Genomic DNA, 19176 nt, shown 5'->3' with positions numbered 1-19176 from the left:
TAATTCATATCATTTGTATGCTTGTTCTGCTGACGGGAAAGGGTAACCGGATGAATTAAAGGGAAAAGCGGCGCAGCGGGCGTGCGCCGGGGAGGATCAGCGCTTCTGGATGTAGGTGATGGCCAGCGCCAACGCCAGCACCAGGCCTTTGATAATGTCCATGGCGTAGTAGGGCACCGACAGCATCACCAGGCCGTTTTGCAGCACGCCGAGGATCACCGCGCCGATCAGGGTGCCGAGCGCATTGGGTTTACCGGCCCCGGCCAGCGAGAAGCCGATATAGGCCGCCGCCACCGCGTCCATCAGATAACCGCCGCCGGCGTTGACCTGCGAAGAGCCGATACGTGACGCCAGCAAGATGCCGCCAAGCGCCGCCAGCCAAGAGGAAATGACGTAAGCGGCAACCCTGTAACGCACGGTGCGGATGCCCGACAGACGTGCGGCTTCGGGGTTGCCGCCGATGGCATACATGCGGCGGCCATGCTTGGTCAACGACAGGAACAGCTGCACCGCGACGGTGACCGCCAGCATGATCAGCACGATCACCGGCACCTGGCCGAGGGCGGAAAACACCTCCGGGATCAGGCCTTCCGCCATGTCACCATTCGGCAGCACCATGTTTTGGGTGATGGATCCGCCGTAGCTGTAGGTCATCGCCACGCCCTGGATCACGAACAGGCTGGCCAGCGTCGCCAGCATATCGGGAATTCTGAACACCACGATCAGTAGGGCGTTGAACAGGCCGACCAGCGTGCACAGCAGCAGCGTTACCACGATGGCGCCGGTGGTGCCGAATCCGTGCCAGACGAACAGCGAAATCACCAGCGCGTTGGCCAACGAGGCGGTTGAGCCGACCGACAGATCGAAACCGCCGACCGACAGCGAGATAGAGACGCCGATGGCGATCACCGTCACGATGGCGATCGAACGCAGGATATTGATGATGTTGTTGGCATCGAGAAAGTTGTCCGACGCCAGGCCGAACAGGGCGATCAGCGCCGCCACGGTCAGCAACATGCCCCATTTGTAGAGGAAATCGAACAGCTGTTGGCGCCAGGGCAGCGCAGGCCGCAGGGCTAATTCTTTACTCACGCAGGGGTTCCTCCGGTGGAATAGAGCAATAAGGTTTCTTCGTCGATGTCGGCGGCGTTCAACTCCGCCACGATGCGGCCGTCCCACAGCACGCAGATGCGATCGCACAGGCCAACCAGCTCGGCGAACTCGCCGGAGGCGTAAATCACGCCTTTGCCGGCGCGCGCCAGGCCGTCGATCAGGCCAAACAGCTCCTGCTTGGCCTTGATGTCCACGCCCTTGGTCGGTTCATCGAAGATCAGCACCTCGGCGTCGCCGCGCAGCCATTTGCCGATCGCCACTTTTTGTTGATTGCCGCCGGACAGGCGCGCCAGCCGCTGTTGCGGGCCCGAGGCGCGAATGTTCAGGCGTTGCATGATCTCGCGCGCCCAGCGCAGCTCTTGCCGCCGGCTGAACAGGCTCCAGCGCGAGAAGCTGTCGTCGGCGCTGACGCTCAGGTTCATCGGGATCGCCTCATCGATGAAGATGCCCTCTTTGCGGCGCTCTTCCGGCACCAGCGCCAATCCTTGTTCGACCGAGAGGTGCGGCGCGCGCGGTGCCCAGGGTTGCCCGCGCAGTTCGCCGCGCTCGAGCTGCACGGCGCTGGCGCCGAACAGCGCTTTGCACAGCTCGGTTTTGCCGGCTCCGGCCAGCCCGGCGATGCCGAGAATTTCGCCCTCATGCAGCCGCAGCGAAACGTCGCGCAGCTTGTGGCGATCGCGCAAGCCTTGCACCTGCAGCAGCATTCGCTCGGCGTGCGGCGGGCGCGGCGGCGGGAAAATGTCGTCCAGCCGATGGCCGAGCATCTTCTCGACGATCTGCTCGCCGCTCAGCCCGCGCATGGGATCTTCACTGACGCGCCGGCCGTCGCGCAGCACCGTCAGCCGATCGCAAATGTCGCTCAGTTCGTGGATGCGGTGGGAAATAAACACGATGCCGATGCCTTCGGATTGCAGGCGGCGCACCACGTTAAACAGGCGCTCGCTCTCGGCGCGATCGAGCGGCGCGGTCGGTTCGTCGAGCACCAGAAAACGGCAGCGGTGCGAAAGCGCACGCGCCAGTAGTACCTGCTGTTTTTCCGCCAGCGAGCAGTCCGCCAGCCGCCTGCGCGGGTTGAGCGGCAGCGCCCATTGCTGCAGCAACTGCGCGGCGCGGCGGTGCAGCTCCGCCCAGTTCAGCCAGTGGCCCGGCTCGTTCAGCCAGTCCAGCATGATGTTTTCCGCCACCGACAGCGTGGGGATCAGCGCGACGTCGACCTCTTGCTGCACCACGTGAATACCGTGGCGGCGCGCCTGCAGCGGGGAGTGGATCGCCACCGCCTGGCCGTCGATCAGGATCTCGCCGCGATAATGATCGTGGGCGCCGGAGAGGATCGCCATCAGCGTCGACTTGCCCGCGCCGTTGGCGCCGACCAGCGCGTGGATTGAACCGCCCTGCAGCGTGAAGTCCACGTCCTGCAGTGCGTTGAAGCCGGCGAAGGCGATCGAGATATTGCGCATCTCGAGGCGCGAAGGCGTTGCGGTCGACATAGGGTATTAAGGCCGTTTAGATGTTTAGATGGCTGTTATGCTCTGTTGTAACACAGATTGCACCGTTGGCAACCAACAAAATGGCATAACGGCGGTGAAAAACGCATTGGCGGGCAGGGGCGCAACCCGCGTCAGGCTGCGCCGGAGCGATAAGCGGTCAGAAGGTGGTGGGGGTGTGTGCGCTGACGATGCGGCAGATGCGCGCCGAGGTATTGCTGAAGCTGTGCGGGATGCCGGTGTTGATGGCGTAACTCTGGCCGGCGGTCAGGCAGTAGCTCTGGCCGTTGATGGTCAGCACGATCTCGCCTTCCAGCAGGGTGCCGATCTCTTCGCCCTGGTGCTTGATCTTTTCGCCGGTGGTGGTGCCGGGCTGGTAGGTTTCCAGCATCATCGCCAGGTTGCGCGTCGGGCTGCCGTTGTGCACCAGCTTCATCGACACCCCCTGACTGCCGATCTCAATCAGGTCCTCGGCGTCGATCACCACGCGCGGTTCGTCGGCGGCTTCCGGTTCGGCAAAGAATTCGGACAGCGACAGGCCATACACCTTCAGCAGCTTTTGCAGCGTGCTGATGGCCGGGCTGACCTTGTCCTGTTCGATGGTGCTGATCGCACTGTGGGTTAACCCGGACAGTTCGGCGACCCGGCGCTGCGACAAACCCAATTGCTGACGGATTTGCGACAGGCGTTTGCCCGGTGCCAAGCTGGCTTCGCTCATAACGGTACTTCCTTCTGGTAGGGGCGACAGGCAGACATGAATATCGCTATCGGGCGCCTGTCTGGGCGATAACGATGCTGCATGATATCGGTAGTTAGGGCAGGTTTGGAAAATATATTGCCCATGTTCACTCTCGGTGCGTTGGACGAAATAGTTGACGCAAAAAGGACGGTAAGGCCTTTTCGGTCAATATTTTATCAATTTAGCAGCCGGTGGCGAATAATCAAACAGGATTGTAACATTTGCAAACCTATTCTGTTAAGGCTATGTTTCATATTGTGGATGTTATTTTGAGCGCCCAGCAGCGGCGCGGCCTGGCGAGAAATCCAATCATGTGTTGAATCGAACGGCGGACGGGCGCCAACGCGCCTTAAGAGCATAATGGCGGGTGACTTATGCAAACCAATAGCGCAGCAGTTGAACATTTTGCACAGCATCATGAAGAGAGGCGAAGTAGCGCGTTCCAAAATGAGGTTGCTCATTATTTGGAACGCCATCCCGCCACGCAGTATGTCGATATCCTTCTCACCGATCTCAATGGTTCCTTCCGCGGCAAACGCATACCCGTCTCAGGGTTGAAAAAACTGGAAAAAGGCAGCTACTTCCCCGCGTCGGTGTTCGCCATGGACATCCTCGGCAACGTGGTGGAGGAAACCGGTCTTGGGCAGGAGCTCGGCGAACCGGACCGCGTATGCCTGCCGGTGCCCGGCTCGCTGACGCCGTCGGCCGCCGATCCGGAGCATATCGGCCAGGTGCTGCTGACCATGCTGGATGAAGATGGCACTCCCTTTGACGTTGAACCCCGCAATGTGCTGAACCGCGTGTGGCAGGCGCTGCGACAGCGCGGCTTGTTCCCGGTGGCAGCGGTAGAGCTGGAGTTTTATCTCATCGATCGGCAGCGCGACGCGGAGGGCGATCTGCAGCCGCCGTGTGCGCCCGGCACCCAGGAGCGCAACACCCAAAGCCAGGTGTATTCCGTCGATAACCTGAACCATTTCGCCGAGGTGCTGAACGACATCGACGCGCTGGCGAAACTGCAGGGGCTGCCGGCGGACGGCGCGGTGGCGGAGGCGTCGCCGGGGCAGTTCGAGGTCAACCTGCGTCATACCGACGATATCTTGCTGGCCTGCGACCACGCGCTGGCGCTGAAGCGGCTGGTGCGGCTGGTGGCCGAGAACCACGACATGCACGCCACCTTTATGGCCAAACCCTATGAGGATTACGCCGGCAGCGGCATGCACGTGCATGTCAGCATGCAGGACGGGGCGGGCAACAACCTGTTCGCCGACGCGGAAGGCGAGGATTCACCGCTATTGAAACAGGCGCTGGCCGGGATGATCACCCTGATGCCGGCATCGATGGCGCTGCTGGCGCCGAACGTCAACGCCTACCGGCGCTTCCAGCCGGGGATGTATGTGCCGATCCAGGCCGCCTGGGGCCACAACAACCGCACCGTGGCGCTGCGCATTCCCTGCGGCGAACCGGAGAACCACCGGGTGGAGTACCGCGTGGCCGGTGCCGACGCCAATCCCTATCTGGTGATGGCGGCGATCCTGGCCGGCATGCTGTACGGGCTGGACAACGCGCTGCCGCTGCCAGAGCCGGTGACCGGCAACGGCCTGGAGCAGGAGGGGCTGCCGTTGCCGATCCGCCAGAGCGACGCATTGTACGAGTTCGAACACCAGCACGCGCTGACCCATTATCTGGGCGAGCGTTTTACCCAGGTTTATCACGCCTGCAAGACGGACGAACTGCTGCAGTTTGAACGGCGGGTGACGGAAACCGAGATCGACTGGATGTTGAAAAATGCCTGAATGGGCGTATAAAGTAAGAGGTATGTGCGGGCGACCGGCCTGCCGGTAGCGGATTAATTCGCCTGCCGGGCTGGTTTTCCGTTCGATCGACAAAAAGAATTTGTATTTGAGGGCTTCCGGATCTTGTCATCCGGAGGCATTCTGGTGCAAAATATCTCAAATGCAGATAGCCGACGTTTTAACGCGTCGGTTATTTTTTTTGCATTAAGTTTTACCAACGTAGCGTTTCATACACCAAGCGAGGCCGGACACCGATCCGGATAGATAAATAGTTTCGTGCACGATCAAACAAAACTTTATGGTCGTGACTCATGAGGATTAGAAAGATGGGGCAATTTTTCACTTTAGCACCGGTGCCCGCCGGTTTCCGCTGTGGCCGCAGCGACTATGGAGCAGCCGAGGTTTCCTCGACCCGTTATCCAGCTTACAATCCCCTTCTTTTAGAATTAAGTCGCTCGTTGCGAAGTTTCCCCGCAACCTTAAGTCTTGGCGTGTCCGCCATCCGCAAGGCTCAAGGTAAGGGGGGGCTGAACAATGTCCGATAATACCCTCAACGCCGCTCCGGCTCAGCGCACCCAGCTGCGCAAAACCCTGACTTTGGTTCCGGTAGTGATGATGGGCCTGGCTTATCTGCAGCCAATGACCATCTTCGATACCTTCGGCATCGTATCCGGCCTGACCGATGGTCACGTCGCGACTGCGTACGCCTTCGCTCTGCTGGCGATCCTGTTTACCGCCCTGAGCTACGGCAAGCTGGTGAAGAAGTTCCCTTCCGCCGGTTCTGCCTACACTTACGCCCAGAAAGCCATCAGCCCGCACGTCGGCTTTATGGTGGGCTGGTCATCGCTGCTGGACTACCTGTTCATGCCGATGATCAACATCTTGCTGGCCAAGATTTACCTGGAAGCGATTTTCCCGGGCGTCCCGTCCTGGATCTTCGTGGCGGTGCTGGTCGGCTTGATGACGATTTTCAACCTGCGCGGCATCAAGCTGGTGGCTAACCTGAACTCCATCATCGTGGTGGTGCAGGTGGCGATCATGATCGTGTTCCTCGGCCTGGTGATCAACGGCATTTACCACGGCGAAGGCGCCGGTACGCTGGTCAGCAGCCGTCCGTTCTGGTCCGATAACGCCCACGTGGTGCCGATGATTACCGGCGCGACCATCCTGTGCTTCTCGTTCCTGGGCTTCGACGGCATCAGCTCGCTGTCTGAAGAGACCAAAGACGCAGAGAAAGTGATCCCGAAAGCCATCTTCCTGACGGCGCTGATCGGCGGCATCATCTTTATCGTGGTGTCTTACTTCGTGCAGCTGTACTTCCCGGACATCTCGCGCTTCAAGGATCCTGACGCGTCGCAGCCTGAAATCATGCTGTACGTGGCGGGCAAGTTCTTCCAGTCGGTGATCCTGGTGTTCTCCTGCGTGACGGTATTGGCGTCTGGCATGGCGGCACATGCGGGCGTTTCGCGTCTGATGTACGTGATGGGCCGCGACGGCGTGTTCCCGACTCGCTTCTTCGGCTATGTGCATCCGAAGTGGCGTACCCCGGCGCTGAACGTGCTGCTGGTGGGCGCCATCGCGCTGTCCGCGGTATCGTTTGACCTGGTGACCGCGACCGCGCTGATCAACTTCGGTGCGCTGGTGGCCTTCACCTTCGTCAACCTGTCGGTGATCTCGCAGTTCTATATCCGCGACAAGATGAACCGCACCGTGAAGGACACGTTCAACTACCTGATCCTGCCGGTGATGGGCGCACTGACCGTCGGCGCGCTGTGGGTCAACCTGGAAGCCAGCTCGATGACGCTGGGCCTGGTCTGGGCGGCTATCGGCCTGATCTACCTGGCCTTCGTCACCCGCAGCTTCCGTTTGCCGGTGCCGCAAGCGAGCGAAGACGCCGCCTAAGCGCGAGCCGTCTCCTCTGCCATCAAAAAGGCCGCATTCGCGGCCTTTTCCTTTTCTGCTTGCAGCGGGTTTTACCCCACCAATTCTTTGCCGTAATCGAACAGCGCTTTCAGCAGGGCGGTTTTCTCTTTGTCGCCTTCGTGCAGGTTATACAGCGATTCGAGCTGCAGCAGGTAACTCTGCACGCGCTCCGCGCTCAACGCTTCCTGGCGGTGCTGCAGCCAGCGGCGCTGCTCGGCATCGTCCAGAGTATTCGGGTAGTTGCGCGCGCGGAAGCGGAACAGCAGCTCTTTCATGCGGCCGTCGCTGAAGGCCAGATCCAACGCCGGCAGGTTTTGCGGCTTGGTCTGCTGAATAATCCTCATTGCCGCCTTGTCGGCGTCGCTGAAGAAACCGTCGTACAACCGGGCGTCGACGTCGTCGGAGCCTTTGAACGGCTCGGCTTCGGCGAACAGCGCCACCACTTTCTCGCGCACTTCCGGGTGCTGTTTCAGCAGCTGCAGGTTCTGCAGGCAGGCCTGGCGATCGATGCTCAGCCGCTCGGCGTTCTCCGGCAGCAGGGTTTTGGCCGGCGCCAGCACCGGGCATTTGTTGATGTGCACCAGCTTGATCGGCACCGGCGCCTGATCCGGCGCCAGGTCGTCGCGGCGGGTATACAGGCGTTCACGCAGCTGCTCGGCGCTCAGCGTCAGCAGCGGCGTCATATCGCCGGCGAGATCGCACATGATCACCGCGTTCTTGTTGTCCGGGTGCCAGGCCAACGGCGACACCCAGCTGGTGTTGCCGCGTGCTGCGCCGAACATGCCGGAGACATGCACCAGCGGCGTCATTTCGGCGACGTCGATCAGGGCGTTCAGCTTGTGCTTGTTGCGGTGCTGCAGCAGGAAATCGAACAGCCGGGGCTGCGCCTGCTTGACCAGTTTGGCCATGGCGATGGTGGCGTAAACGTCCGACATCGCGTCGTGAGCCTGCGTGTGCTCGACGCCGTTGGCGCGCGTCAGGTGTTCGAGGCGGAAGCTGGGGAAGCCGTCTTCGTTTTCCGGCCAGACGATGCCGTCGGGGCGCAGGGCATAGCAGGCGCGCATCACATCCAGCAGATCCCAGCGCGAGTTGCCGTTTTGCCAACTGTAGGCATAGGGATCGTAGAAATTGCGATAGAAGATATTGCGGCTCACTTCGTCATCGAAGCGGATGTTGTTGTAACCGAGAATGCAGGTGCCGGCCACGCTGAAGGCCTGATGGATTTGGCGGGTGAACTCGGCCTCGTTAACGCCTTTGGCGCGCGCCACCTGCGGCGTGATGCCGGTGATCATCACCGCCTCGGGTTCCGGCAGGTAGTCGTCGGCCGGGGCGCAGTAGATGACCAGCGGCTCTTCGATAATGTTGAAATCCATATCGGTGCGCACGCCGGCGAACTGCGCCGGGCGATCCAGCGACGGGCTTTTGCCGAAGGTTTCGTAATCGTGAATGTAGAAAGTATTCTGTCTATCGTTGTCTTTCACTGTCGGGGTTTGTCCGCGTATGTTGGTTAACGTACCGATTTAAAAGTATTTTTTAGCGCTTTAACTGCCTTGTTTGTCCATTCTTGCATAAGACTGTATTCACTTGTTTGCCTTCGTCCATGTGCTATTGTGTACAGGTTTGGTACATAACCTTAAATCAACTGCGTACAAAAAATTATTATGGCTCTCAGCGATACAAAACTGCGCTCACTACATGGTAAACCATATTCGGGAAGTCCTGAAGTGTCCGATGCCGATGGGCTTAGCGCCCGCATTTCGCCCAAAGGGGTGATCAACTTTCAGTTTCGATACCGGTGGCATGGCAAAGCCCAACGATTAGGGATTGGCAGGTATCCTGCCGTCGCTTTGAAAGAGGCTCGTGCAATCACATCAGAGCTGCGCACCCTCTATGACCGAGGGATAGACCCGCGCCAGTATTTTGATAAAAGCGGAGATATCGGCAACAGGGCAACAGTGAAGGACTGTTTGAATTATTGGAAGGAAAACTACGTTGATGTCTCGCTTCGTGAGAACAGTAGAGAGCTGTATAAATCGACTGTCATTAAACGTTTAAGTGATGCTTTTGAAGGGCGTCCAGTAGCAGAGATTACCGTTAAGCAATGGGTTGATTTGTTTACTCAAGAGGAAAGGGAAAACAGCAGGCGGGCGCGTCAACTACTTGTCCAGTTGCGATCAGCGATGGGGTGGTGTATCCGTCGGCATTTTATACCCGATTGCTCAGTAATGAAGGTTGAGCCTCGTGACGTAGGGAGCCGTTCTGAAACCGGGGATAGAATTCTTACTTACTTTGAGCTGGCAGAAATTTGGATCGCAATAGAGCGCAGCAGGGCGTCAACTTCAAATAAGCTTTTGCACCAAATGCTCATGCTCTGGGGAGCGCGGTTGTCCGAGTTGAGGTTATCTGAGCGTCAGGAGTTTGATCTAAGGGAAATGCTCTGGACTGTACCAAAAGAGCACAGCAAAACAGGAAAGGAAATCCGGCGTCCGATCTTCAAGCAAATTGAGCCGTTGCTGGAAAAGGCAATGCTGACGTATGACAAGGTTCTTTTCCCAGGGAATCTGATCACGGAACCTCTAACGATCTCTGCGGCCAATCGTTACATAAAACGCATTCGGGAAGGTTTGGATATAGGGTATTGGCGTGCGCACGATTTCCGGCGGACGTTGGTGACACGCCTTTCAGAGGAAGGGGTAGCCCCACACATTACGGAAAGAATGCTGGGGCATGAGCTGGGTGGGGTGATGGCCGTCTACAACAAGCACGATTGGATAGAAGGGCAAAAGGAAGGGTATGAGATACATGCCGATAAGCTTTTTTGGCATGTTAAGAAGCTTTCTGGTTGATGCCGCCGTTGAGTATCCACTGATTAACCGCACTCTCTAAATATGCTTTTGGGTGAGTGCGAACCGGCTTAGGGAAACAGTGTTTGTTCTGGTAGGTGTACATGGTCGATCGTGACGAAATGCCAAGCTTCGCCATGACCTCCTTTTCAGGGATCAGGTTGATATCTTGCATAGTTACCTCGGGAAGGCTGGTGGGTTATTCTGCTGCTGGGAAAAGGCGCTGATAAATTGCGGAAACATACCTCGCCTGATGGATAGCATCGGCTAATGCGTTGTGGCGCTCGCCGTCAAACGGCATATCACGCTTGGGATCAAAGCCAACTACGCGGCCAAGCTCAACGATAGTGCGCACGTCCCTGTCGTTGTACCACTCCCATGGCAACGGAACGCATTCACGCTGGTAAGACTCACGCAGGATAACGTTATCGAATACAGCGCCGTTCCCCCATACGCGCAGGCTACGAGGATTGGCGACATTGGCCCGGATAAACTTATTCAGGTCATACAACGCTGACAGCAACGACGGCGCACCGTCAACGCAGATTGCCGCGCGGGCTTCGCTGCTTTGCTTCATCCACCAAATAATCGTATCGGCGTCAGGTGTTGCCTTACCGGCCATAACGCTTTGCAGGTCTACGGCGGTGTAGAACTGCTCGCCAAGTTCGCCGCTGTGCGGGTTAAAAAGCACAGCGCCGATAGTCAAGATAGGGGCGCTGGGCTTCTTACCCAGCGTTTCAAGGTCAAGCATTAAGTGGTTCATTAATTTTTCTCCGTTCCTACTGCCTGCATTACGGTGCTGCAAGTAGTTACAGCTGCGCGGTAAATATCTTTAATCGTTCCCCAAGGGATGATGATTTCTTCCTCAAACTCTCCGGCATCGCCACAGTCAACACAGCCTTCACCGCCACACTCATGGCATCTAACCGTCCGAGAAACTTTAAACTCACCTGACAGTGCACCTTTTGCGCCGTTTGCTGCGGTCAAAGTCAGCGGCATGACACAATAGCCATCCGGAACTGCTGGCGCTGGCGGGGCGGTGTAGAAATGCGTGCCAGCAGGTAATCCGATGTGCTCACCATAAAGCACGGGGCCATGCTTCGCGCTAATGAACCCCACCGGCTGCGCCTCCCGGGTAGCCAGTAGTTCGGAAGTAAGCGTCAATATAGCCTCGGCTGCGGAATATTCTGTCTCGTATACGCAACTCCGTCGCGCGATATTTTCGGCATCGCTTCGCCACTGTTTGATCGTCTCAGTCGCTAGTGTCATGCATCCCCCGTGCAATTCGGTTACGTGTAGCATCGATGTTAAGTTTCAAAATCCTGATTAACACCATGTCTCGCCGGTACTGTTTGCGCTTTGGGTTATGCTTGAATCGCTCAGCGCGCGGCAGAGAAGAAGCATTCCAGTAGCGCTTTTGCAGATTGTCCCACTCTAAAAGGTCGCGGCTGATAAGTTCGCTTGCTGTGGTCATGACTGCTCATCCCCCTCAATGGTGAAGCCAGCGGCGCGGATAGCTTCGTCGCACTGGTCATGTGTTCTGTTCTGCTGCTCAAACTGCACCTCTACGATGCGAGGCGGATTGACCTGTCCTGATACATCCCAGCGCTTCGGCAACCGCACCGGCGTAGCCAGCCGCTTTTCTGCCTCTTCTGCTCGCTCCAGATGCTTTGTCGCTGCCGACTCCCAAACCTTTGCCTGGGCTTCCAGTTCGTTCGCCTCGCGCGCCAATCCCGCGCGTTGGTATCTCAGGGACGTGTTATCTTTCTTCAGGTCATCGATAACCATCATGATCGACTCGTTGTCGGGATTGCAGCCCAGATCGTAGCCGATTTCTTTGAAGACCTGGGCGGCGTCTGTCCTGATGACTTCCAGCTCGGCGATGCGCGTATCGCGAGCGTAAATGACGCTTTCTAGCGATGCCGACTTGCGCCGCTCTGTGTCTACATCCGCCTGGAGTTGAATAACCCACCGTGCCAGCTCGCCTTTTTCATCACGGCGCAGGCTCAGATCTTCGAGTAGATATTTATCGATCATCACAGCTCCCATTGCGCAGATCACCAGCAAAAGACAAAGCCTCTTGGCTCGCAGTAGCCCAATGCCGCTGCGCTTCAAAATCTGTGAACGTTTTGTCACTAGCCCATGATTTGAATGCGGCTGCCAGTTTCTCTACACCTCTGACCTCCGCCTCTGCTATGCACTTATTCTTCGCTTCCAGCTCTGCCAGCAGGGCGGAGACGTACTCTTGCGAGTAGAGCGATTCGTAAATCTGCGGCTCCGTGTTTTCGGTCGCGTTGAAAGTTCTTCCCGTGTGCTTATTCCGGCACGCTGTTGGTTTGCTCAGTTCGCTCAGACTAGTCATTGCGGATTTACCTCAATGTCAATGTCGTTGATTTCCAAAACAGTATGGCAATGCTCAAGATCGACCTGTTGAGCTGCCAAATCGTGGTTGTTGATAATTTCTCTTGTTTCAGCGTTATCGAGACCGCTGATTACGCGGCGAAATTCAACGATTGCACGACCTGTAATTACGATATTGTTTTTCATTGTGCTTGCTCCTGGGCCTCGGCCCACAACTTCCATCCGTAATTTTGATAAACCCAGCGACGCACGATTCGTCCATCGCCAAGCGAACCGAGGCGAAGAGTTGCCTGATTTCCATCAACAGCCATTACTTTGTAGAGAGTCCCGCGAGGGGACTGCCACACTTCGCCAACCTTAAAGAGGTCATCGCGCTTAGCCATGCTGGGAATCCTTGATGAAATCATCGGCAGTGTTAATCCCGTTCAGCCATACACCCTCTCGCTCTTCGATAATCGAGCGAACCAGGTGTGCGGCACTCACGATGCTTTCCTTGATGGTTGCCAGGTCGCGATTGCGGTCGGCGGCATTCATCTTTTCACCGGCAATAGCGGCAGAGATATGCGCAGATACAAGGCCATCTAACAGCTTGCGGATTTCCAGGCTGTCAAAGTCGCCAGGGTATTGGACTTGTTGCTTCAGTTCATTTGCTGGCATCACGCACCTCCACACGACGAAACTCGATAACCCACACCCAGGGATTAGCGTTCCAGCTATCAACTCCGTAGATGGATGACCACAGACGCGCAAATACGTTAGCTACACAATCGCCACTCTTCATGTCGGCGGCGCTGCAGCCCTCGCGTATCGCGTCACCGTCGCTGATATCGTTCAGCCGCTCAACGCGCACGGCGGTGATTTTCAGCAGGATGCGACAGGCTTTACGTGGCATGTGAAGTGAAGGCGTCCACTTCAGCCCATACTCTTTGCGGACTTCATCGCCATAACTTCCAGCCGGGGTGTCGGCGCGATATGCGAACCCTTCAAATTTACCGGTAGTGGCTTCAATGCCTGTGCCGGTTAAGTCCATGAACGTCTCGCGCACCCACAGCCGATCGCCTACCTGGCCGAATTGGCATGAGAAAAGCGCTGAACGTTGATGCGTGCCGGTCGCATTTGATTCTGCCCAATGGTATTTGCCAATGTCGCTGCGTTTTGTGGAGTCGCTAATGCGCAGCAGGCCGAACTGATTGGATTCTGGCTGCACAGCCATAACCCGCCGGGTCTGGGTCTTGCGACCGTCGAGAATGGCGCGAACCATTTCTGAGTTGAAAATCACTGGGCGCTCTTTCATTTGGCCTCCCGCAGCTCGGCGGCGTAATTCATCGCCTTGGCGCCAGCATCGCGTAAATCATTACGATGGCTTGCCGTGCTGTAAGTTGGGTCATTAGCCAGGGTAAGCATGTGCTCGGCAAACTTCTCCATCCTCCGAGCTTCGATAGCTGCAAGTGCTGCGTCCAGCTCATCGATAACGGAGTGCAGCTCTGCCTCTGCTTTGTTGGCGAAGTGGACGCAATGTCCTGTGTCATGTCCCAGGGCTGAACGGCTGATGAAGTCGAGAGTGGTTTCGAGCCGCTGGCGCAGCTCCGTGGGGTTATTCGTCTTGTTCATCGTTGTGCTCCGCTTCCTGTGGATGCTGCTGCCGGTACTCGTTGAGGATGGTGTTAATTTCTTCTCTGGTTCCTGGAAGGAGCAGCAGAACATCACCTTCTTCACGAACCATTGGTGCAGCATCGTAGAGCAGTTCACAGAGTCGGCGGGCGCGGGTGGCGTTGAATTGTGGCTGGGCGACGCTCTTAGTGATTTTTTTCTTGCCGGACTCTTTGGCCTTTTTCATTAAGCGCGCGGCTTCACGGTCGGCATATACGCCATGCTCGCGGTTAATTTGAATAGCTAGGGCATAGTTAATGGAACCTGAGCGCACCAGGCTCTTGATATACGGACTGCATTCCTGCAATTGCAGGTGCTGGAGGATATCGGACTCGGAGCGCTTAACTTTCTTTGCGATCTCCGCGTTAGTCCACCCTTGATTTACCAGCCGTTGGTAGGCCGCGCCACGTTCGATAGGGGTAAGTGCCAGACCCTGCGAACTGGTGACCATGAAGGCGATTTTATCGGCCTCAGTACCCACAAAATCCTTACACTCAAGACGCGCCACCTCATGCCCGGCTTCACTTGCCAACAGCGCACCGTGGAAGCGGTGGTGACCGTCGATAACCTTCACGCCTTGCTCAGTCACTTCAACTGCCAGCGGTGGTATATATTCCCCCGCAATAAACGCATCCCTAAACTCTTCAACGTGCGCCTGATTTAATTCGCGTACGTTATAGCCGTCTTCAGCATAAATTTCACTGAGTGGAACCAGAAACGTTTTGCGAGTAGTGATATCCGAGCCGATGCTTTCTTTTGCAGAATAACGCTGACTTAAAGTTGCCATAATTATCTTCCATTCTGAGGGGGTGAAAATGCTTCACTATGCGCCACACACGGCGGCGCATAAGACTGCACATTACTGAGGGTTAAATACGGCCTTCGAATACAGGCACGTCCGGCAGTTGGTTTTGCAGGTCGACCATGATTTCGTTGTAGGCATGCTCAATGATTTTTTTCGGGTCAATCAGTTCATACCAAAGAATCAGCTTACCTTCGCGTAGACGGTAGCGAATACGGGCATCAATTTGATATGGGGTGCCGTTATGGAACGGTGAGATTGCCAGCGAAATCTTCTCAGGCAGTTTCGTGTTGCCACTGCCGGTTTTTTCATTGCTGAAAGCCATCTGATAGGTGCCGTCGTTCAAGCGGGTAACCGCTTTAAACTCAGACGTACGAGTTTCCTGGAATGCCAGCACCATTTCCAGAAGGGCAGTGCCAGAGGTTGGGTTAGAGTCAGATGCAGGGGCAATACATTTAATATACTGCTCGATGAACTCTGCAAACGTTACCTGATCCATTTTTTCCGCATCGTATTTACTGAATGCCTTCCATTCATCAGAAAGCGGGCAGTCATACGTTACAGAGTGAGTGTTTTTGAAAGGCGTTTTACTGTCCAGGTGATAGTCAATAAACGCACTGAAACGGGTATTTTCAGTGTCAGCAAAAATAACACTGCGCTCATCTTTGAAGCGAGAAACATACCCTATGAAAGAGGATGGCGAAATAACGACGACGTGCTGCTTTACCTGCTGCTCATCAACCATGAAGTCTTTCAGCGACTCCAAAGAATAGCCGCGAGGCACAACAGCATAAGGAACATCGGTTTTAATTAAGCTGTTTGCTACTGCCAACTCGGCAATATGTTTTACAGACTCGTTATTGTTGGTGATTTCCATTTTATTTCCTTCTGGATAAGTGGGTTTAATTATTGGTTAGCCGTTTTGCGTCAACTTAATCGGCGCAACAGATGGGGAGGTGTCAATAACACGCAAATCCATTTGCACTTGAGAAGGATCATCACGCATTAAATCGCCATCGGCGGTTGAGAACATAATGGTGTCAGCCCGATCCAGTTCAGGAATGGATTTCTTGACGTTCGGGGTGATTTTCATCGTGTTTTCGTCGCGGCTGTTCAACATCTGGCAATTCAGCGTCAAAGTAACAGCGCCTTTCTTGCCGGTTTCGCGAACCATTTTAATAACCTCGGCCAGCGCTTCGGTAAGCTCCTGGTCTAAGGTGCCTTTGTTGATATAAGCCAGCTGCTGGCTAAAGGGAGTGCATTTGCTTTCAGACATACTATTTCTCCTCGTCACATACAGAGAAGAACTCGGGCCGGGTGACGCCCTCCACGGTTAAATGGATGCCTGAATTCTTCTCTCTATGAAAAAGGGCGGCTCGCCTACGAACATTATCTTCATCCTCCTTTGGGTTGGTTGAAGCTCGGCGGCCGCCAAAGACTACACACAGCAGAGATTTAGAGCGGGTGACCTTTCTGGCAGAGGATTTTGCGCAGACGGGCAAAGAAGGTGAGGCGAACTGCCTGCACGGATGGGACAACGCGCATACCGTCTACAACGATTGTGTTAGCATTGTGGTTGATCATGTTGAATCTCCGTTCTACTGGTCAGGCCCCGGCAAAGATTGGCGTCTGCAGCCGGGGCTATTTATTTCAGAAGTACCAGCGGGCGTAGCTATTCAGCAGGCTGGCTTTATTGCAATTACCATAAGCCTTGAATGCTCGGCGACGCTGTGAGCGCAATTCCCGGCGTGCTCGGCGGCGAATGCGGTTAGTCAAAACAATTTTGCGCATAGATAGTCCTGCTATTGCGCCCCGTAGGGCGCGGTGGGTGTTAGCTGGCTAGCCACTCGTCATAGGTTTTCAGCGGCTTTCCGGTCATAAATTCATTGCCTTTACCGTCGTCAGCGCAGGCAAGGTAAATCTGATATTCGCTGTCGTTGTCACCGCGCGCTTTGGTCTGCCAATTCGCGTTTTGTTCGAGTTGCATCGTGTAACCCTCTGCTGTAGTGGTTTTATGCCTACCGCCCCACACTGGCAGCGGCAGGGTAAATCCACTTCTTCCCTAAAGAACGTAACAGGTCGGTCCCTCTCGGGGTCTGTAGGTGATTGCGTCGCTCACCCGAAGCGTGTTCCTGTTGGCTTCCTGCCTTTCCCGTAACGTTTGCGGCGGTGTTTTGCTGGTGGCGTTTCGGGTCGATGGGGCGAGTATACGAATTGTATTTTTATCTTGCAATACGAAATGTATATATAAAATGCAGAAGTATACGTACCGTAGTGATTTTATTGAAAAATTATTTGTGCAGAATTCGCCCTAGAGTGAGGGAGAGGGGTTTCTTTGAGGGAGGGAATCAGGAATTAAGAGAAAGCCCAGCATTGCGCCGGGCTTTGGTTAAACCAATCGCATCATGGTTTGGATGGCAACTCCGATAATCTTGCAGTCGCCGTTGATCTCTTTCATTGGCCATGCAGGGTTTAGACCTTTAAGGTATTTTTGCCCGCCGTCGATGATGAGTTTTTTGAATGTGGCTTCATTGGCGTCAACCATCTTGGCTATAACAAGACTACCGTTGACTGCCTCACGACCCGTATCAATTAGGACTAATGTCCCCTCAGGGATGCTGATCCCTGTTGGCGCTGTCATAGAGTCGCCATCGACACGTAGCCAGAACGCCTTACCGAAAACTTTTGCATCAGACTCGAACCATTCATCGATCTCATCGACGGTATACGGCTCCATTGCCTCAGCCCAAGCTCCCGCTTGAACCCAACTGATCAGCGGATACTCCCTGCCTTTTTTATAAGGCCCAGCAAATTTAACGTTTGAGGTTTCGGTGTGGTGCGAAGCTGGCTGAGAATTGCCAGGGTTAACAACAAAATCTTTCAAACCAATAAAATTCATTATGTTGGCGATGATTTCGATCCCTGGCTCCCTTCTGCCGTTTAGCCAGTGACTGACGGCACCTTTGGTAACCCCAAGGTGCTCTGCGAGTTGCTCTTGGCCAATGCGCGATTCCTTCATTTTGGCCTTGGCTGCTTCATACCATTTCATATTCATTCCTGAATTATACGGTTTGTATAGCCACTATCGAGACACAATTCGTATACTTCACTTGCGATCAATAAATACGATATGTATACTTCGTCGAAATAGGAGGCACCATGAACAACATACAAGTGATTCGCAAGCGCCTGGGAATTACGCAGTCAGAGCTGGCTCAACTTGCTGGATGCACGCCGGGTGCAATAGGCCATTACGAGGCCGGTCGACGGAGCATGGATATACAAACTTGCCGCAGTTTCGTGGCGATTTTTAACAAGCTTGGCGAGCCTGTTGGGTTGGATGATGTTTTTCCCCCAACAAACCACCGTGAAACAAGCCCATCAATTTGATGGGGAAAGTATTACGCAATTTTCAAGGCTTAGTAACCACAGCCCGAGGAGTACAACTGTGTCACAGCAAAAAGCGCCGGACTGGCAGGCAGAAAAACAGCCTGAATGGGTGGTCAGTGTCGCCCGCAAAATTATCACTGGTCTGCCTGGTGGCTATGCTGAGGCTGCACAGTGGCTGGGGGTTACGGAAGACGCGCTGTTTAACCGTCTTCGCCCAAACAGCAACCAAATTTTCCCGATCGGCTGGTTTATGGTTTTACAGCAGGCTGGTGGCAATACCCACTTTGCCGACGCTGTATCCCGCCAATCGCGCAGCGTGAACGTGCGTCTGCCAGAAGTTGAAGACGTTGATCGAGACGACATCAACGGCAAGCTGATGGAAGCCATCGAGTACATCGGCAAACACTCCGAACTTGTCCGCAAATTTACCGAAGACGGCGAGATAGACGCCGCCGAACGTAAAGCGCTGGACGCCAATACCTACCGCCTGATCGCGACGTTCCAGGAGCACATCCTGTTGCTCTATAGCGTGTTCTGCCCGGCGGAGGTCACCCCAATCCACACAGCGAAGTGGCGCGCTCCTATGCCGTAGGGACTGCTGTATTTCACAACCGGAGGGTAAGCGTATGCAGCCTGCATCGTTTGTTCGAACCGCCATGCCTGCGGTGTATTGCCGCGAGGATGCCGCATGGATTCAAGACCAGCTCGGTAAGTTACCGCACGGGCAGCGCGGGAAGATTGCGCACGCCTACGAGGAGGCTTACCGCACAGCGTTTGACGCCGAGGAGGTTTCTTACCGGCAGGAGAACGCAGGCCGCAAAGCGGCTAATACGCGCCTGCGGCAGTACGTCGAGCGGTATTCGCGGGCAGGCCAGGGCATGACAACCGCGCCACCGCTGGTGGGGCAAAACAGGGTAGCGGCATGAATTTTTTAGTCGGTGTTTTTTTAAACGGGGGAGAGGGGAAGGGTAAGAGGGGGGAAAGGGGGGTGATCGGGTTGGGGTGTGGGGGAAGGAACGGGCTTTACCAGAGAGAAGATCTTTAAGGGATCGAGTGTTTAAAAACGCCAAACGGACAT

At 55.5% G+C, this 19176-nt stretch carries 28 protein-coding genes; 7 read left to right on the top strand and 21 right to left on the bottom strand.

Annotated features, from left to right (window positions below; all coding sequences use genetic code 11):
- Positions 1-96: 96 nt before the first annotated feature.
- From V8N38_RS17035 to V8N38_RS17020, 4 genes are all read right to left on the bottom strand, one after another.
- Positions 97-1092 (bottom strand): ABC transporter permease, encoded by a 996-nt coding sequence (locus tag V8N38_RS17035; protein ID WP_033648150.1) that lies wholly within the window; start codon positions 1090-1092, stop codon positions 97-99.
- Positions 1089-2600 (bottom strand): sugar ABC transporter ATP-binding protein, encoded by a 1512-nt coding sequence (locus V8N38_RS17030; protein ID WP_147840100.1) that lies wholly within the window; start codon positions 2598-2600, stop codon positions 1089-1091. The genes V8N38_RS17035 and V8N38_RS17030 overlap by 4 nt, the downstream gene beginning before the upstream one ends.
- Positions 2601-2757: 157 nt before the next feature.
- Positions 2758-3315 (bottom strand): HTH-type transcriptional regulator PuuR, encoded by a 558-nt coding sequence (gene puuR / locus V8N38_RS17025; RefSeq protein WP_038877865.1) that lies wholly within the window; start codon positions 3313-3315, stop codon positions 2758-2760.
- A 197-nt stretch (positions 3316-3512) separates the two neighbouring features.
- Positions 3513-3797: a hypothetical protein gene (locus V8N38_RS17020; RefSeq protein ID WP_187181563.1), complete on the bottom strand. Its 285-nt coding sequence runs from the start codon at positions 3795-3797 to the stop codon at positions 3513-3515.
- On the opposite strand from V8N38_RS17020, the gene V8N38_RS17015 reads away from it, so the two are divergent.
- Both V8N38_RS17015 and V8N38_RS17010 read left to right on the top strand, forming a co-directional pair.
- Entirely contained in the window at positions 3711-5129 is a 1419-nt protein-coding gene (locus V8N38_RS17015) for a glutamine synthetase family protein (protein WP_060420247.1), read from the top strand. The two genes, V8N38_RS17020 and V8N38_RS17015, sit on opposite strands and share 87 nt — an antisense overlap.
- A 534-nt stretch (positions 5130-5663) precedes the next feature.
- Positions 5664-7031 (top strand): APC family permease, encoded by a 1368-nt coding sequence (locus tag V8N38_RS17010; protein WP_038877871.1) that lies wholly within the window; start codon positions 5664-5666, stop codon positions 7029-7031.
- 71 nt (positions 7032-7102) lie between these two features.
- Here V8N38_RS17010 and sbcB read toward each other — a convergent pair whose 3' ends face one another.
- Positions 7103-8533, bottom strand: a complete 1431-nt coding sequence (sbcB, locus tag V8N38_RS17005) for an exodeoxyribonuclease I (protein ID WP_149506019.1) — start codon at positions 8531-8533, stop codon at positions 7103-7105.
- A 180-nt stretch (positions 8534-8713) separates the two neighbouring features.
- Here sbcB and V8N38_RS17000 point away from each other — a divergent pair, with 180 nt between their 5' ends.
- Complete coding sequence (locus V8N38_RS17000) at positions 8714-9898, top strand: tyrosine-type recombinase/integrase (protein WP_149506018.1); 1185 nt, start codon at positions 8714-8716, stop codon at positions 9896-9898.
- Here V8N38_RS17000 and V8N38_RS16995 read toward each other — a convergent pair.
- The 14 genes from V8N38_RS16995 to V8N38_RS16930 form a co-directional block, all read right to left on the bottom strand.
- On the bottom strand, positions 9879-10070 hold the full coding sequence (locus V8N38_RS16995) for a helix-turn-helix transcriptional regulator (protein ID WP_072055841.1): 192 nt from the start codon (positions 10068-10070) through the stop codon (positions 9879-9881). The genes V8N38_RS17000 and V8N38_RS16995 overlap by 20 nt on opposite strands.
- Positions 10071-10094: 24 nt before the next feature.
- The gene (locus tag V8N38_RS16990; RefSeq protein ID WP_149506017.1) at positions 10095-10658 is read right to left on the bottom strand and encodes a 3'-5' exonuclease; all 564 of its coding nucleotides are present in this window, start codon (positions 10656-10658) and stop codon (positions 10095-10097) included.
- Positions 10658-11164 carry a hypothetical protein gene (locus V8N38_RS16985; RefSeq protein ID WP_149506016.1) on the bottom strand — a complete coding sequence of 169 codons (507 nt, stop codon included), beginning with the start codon at positions 11162-11164 and terminating at the stop codon, positions 10658-10660. Before V8N38_RS16985 ends, V8N38_RS16990 begins: the two co-directional genes overlap by 1 nt.
- A complete protein-coding gene (locus V8N38_RS16980; RefSeq protein ID WP_149506015.1) occupies positions 11148-11369 on the bottom strand; it encodes a hypothetical protein in 222 nt (73 codons plus the stop codon). The genes V8N38_RS16985 and V8N38_RS16980 overlap by 17 nt, the downstream gene beginning before the upstream one ends.
- A complete protein-coding gene (locus tag V8N38_RS16975) occupies positions 11366-11932 on the bottom strand; it encodes a hypothetical protein (protein ID WP_149506014.1) in 567 nt (188 codons plus the stop codon). Before V8N38_RS16975 ends, V8N38_RS16980 begins: the two co-directional genes overlap by 4 nt.
- Positions 11922-12257 carry a hypothetical protein gene (locus tag V8N38_RS16970; RefSeq protein ID WP_149506013.1) on the bottom strand — a complete coding sequence of 112 codons (336 nt, stop codon included), beginning with the start codon at positions 12255-12257 and terminating at the stop codon, positions 11922-11924. The genes V8N38_RS16975 and V8N38_RS16970 overlap by 11 nt, the downstream gene beginning before the upstream one ends.
- The gene (locus V8N38_RS16965) at positions 12254-12442 is read right to left on the bottom strand and encodes a hypothetical protein (RefSeq protein WP_149506012.1); all 189 of its coding nucleotides are present in this window, start codon (positions 12440-12442) and stop codon (positions 12254-12256) included. Before V8N38_RS16965 ends, V8N38_RS16970 begins: the two co-directional genes overlap by 4 nt.
- Positions 12439-12639 carry a hypothetical protein gene (locus V8N38_RS16960; protein WP_149506011.1) on the bottom strand — a complete coding sequence of 67 codons (201 nt, stop codon included), beginning with the start codon at positions 12637-12639 and terminating at the stop codon, positions 12439-12441. Before V8N38_RS16960 ends, V8N38_RS16965 begins: the two co-directional genes overlap by 4 nt.
- Positions 12632-12913, bottom strand: coding sequence for a hypothetical protein (locus tag V8N38_RS16955; protein ID WP_149506010.1), 282 nt, complete (start codon positions 12911-12913; stop codon positions 12632-12634). The genes V8N38_RS16960 and V8N38_RS16955 overlap by 8 nt, the downstream gene beginning before the upstream one ends.
- On the bottom strand, positions 12900-13550 hold the full coding sequence (locus V8N38_RS16950) for a morphogenetic protein (RefSeq protein ID WP_149506009.1): 651 nt from the start codon (positions 13548-13550) through the stop codon (positions 12900-12902). Before V8N38_RS16950 ends, V8N38_RS16955 begins: the two co-directional genes overlap by 14 nt.
- The gene (locus tag V8N38_RS16945) at positions 13547-13867 is read right to left on the bottom strand and encodes a hypothetical protein (protein ID WP_149506008.1); all 321 of its coding nucleotides are present in this window, start codon (positions 13865-13867) and stop codon (positions 13547-13549) included. Before V8N38_RS16945 ends, V8N38_RS16950 begins: the two co-directional genes overlap by 4 nt.
- Positions 13851-14693 carry a ParB/RepB/Spo0J family partition protein gene (locus V8N38_RS16940; RefSeq protein ID WP_149506007.1) on the bottom strand — a complete coding sequence of 281 codons (843 nt, stop codon included), beginning with the start codon at positions 14691-14693 and terminating at the stop codon, positions 13851-13853. The genes V8N38_RS16945 and V8N38_RS16940 overlap by 17 nt, the downstream gene beginning before the upstream one ends.
- An 82-nt stretch (positions 14694-14775) precedes the next feature.
- A complete protein-coding gene (locus V8N38_RS16935; RefSeq protein ID WP_149506006.1) occupies positions 14776-15585 on the bottom strand; it encodes a DUF2303 family protein in 810 nt (269 codons plus the stop codon).
- A 36-nt stretch (positions 15586-15621) separates the two neighbouring features.
- Complete coding sequence (locus V8N38_RS16930; protein WP_049269881.1) at positions 15622-15984, bottom strand: hypothetical protein; 363 nt, start codon at positions 15982-15984, stop codon at positions 15622-15624.
- Positions 15985-16172: 188 nt separating this feature from the next.
- On the opposite strand from V8N38_RS16930, the gene V8N38_RS16925 reads away from it, so the two are divergent.
- Entirely contained in the window at positions 16173-16442 is a 270-nt protein-coding gene (locus V8N38_RS16925) for a hypothetical protein (protein WP_149506005.1), read from the top strand.
- 97 nt (positions 16443-16539) lie between these two features.
- On the opposite strand, the gene V8N38_RS16920 is transcribed toward V8N38_RS16925, so the two are convergent.
- Both V8N38_RS16920 and V8N38_RS16915 read right to left on the bottom strand, forming a co-directional pair.
- Positions 16540-16695, bottom strand: a complete 156-nt coding sequence (locus V8N38_RS16920; protein ID WP_166729840.1) for a hypothetical protein — start codon at positions 16693-16695, stop codon at positions 16540-16542.
- 402 nt (positions 16696-17097) lie between these two features.
- The gene (locus V8N38_RS16915; protein WP_046687496.1) at positions 17098-17763 is read right to left on the bottom strand and encodes a S24 family peptidase; all 666 of its coding nucleotides are present in this window, start codon (positions 17761-17763) and stop codon (positions 17098-17100) included.
- Between the two features lie 104 nt (positions 17764-17867).
- Here V8N38_RS16915 and V8N38_RS16910 point away from each other — a divergent pair, with 104 nt between their 5' ends.
- The 3 genes from V8N38_RS16910 to V8N38_RS16900 are packed head-to-tail and all read left to right on the top strand — an operon-like array spanning position 17868 to position 19024.
- Positions 17868-18098 (top strand): helix-turn-helix transcriptional regulator, encoded by a 231-nt coding sequence (locus V8N38_RS16910; RefSeq protein ID WP_072008241.1) that lies wholly within the window; start codon positions 17868-17870, stop codon positions 18096-18098.
- 58 nt (positions 18099-18156) lie between these two features.
- Positions 18157-18690 (top strand): YmfL family putative regulatory protein, encoded by a 534-nt coding sequence (locus tag V8N38_RS16905; RefSeq protein ID WP_046687495.1) that lies wholly within the window; start codon positions 18157-18159, stop codon positions 18688-18690.
- A 34-nt stretch (positions 18691-18724) separates the two neighbouring features.
- Positions 18725-19024, top strand: a complete 300-nt coding sequence (locus tag V8N38_RS16900) for a hypothetical protein (protein ID WP_149506004.1) — start codon at positions 18725-18727, stop codon at positions 19022-19024.
- Positions 19025-19176: the final 152 nt, after the last annotated feature.

Origin of the sequence: Serratia nevei (assembly GCF_037948395.1) — a bacterium.
Lineage (GTDB): Bacteria > Pseudomonadota > Gammaproteobacteria > Enterobacterales > Enterobacteriaceae > Serratia > Serratia nevei.
The sequence above is the reverse complement of the archived record's forward strand: the minus strand, read 5'-3'. Positions and strand labels throughout refer to the sequence as shown.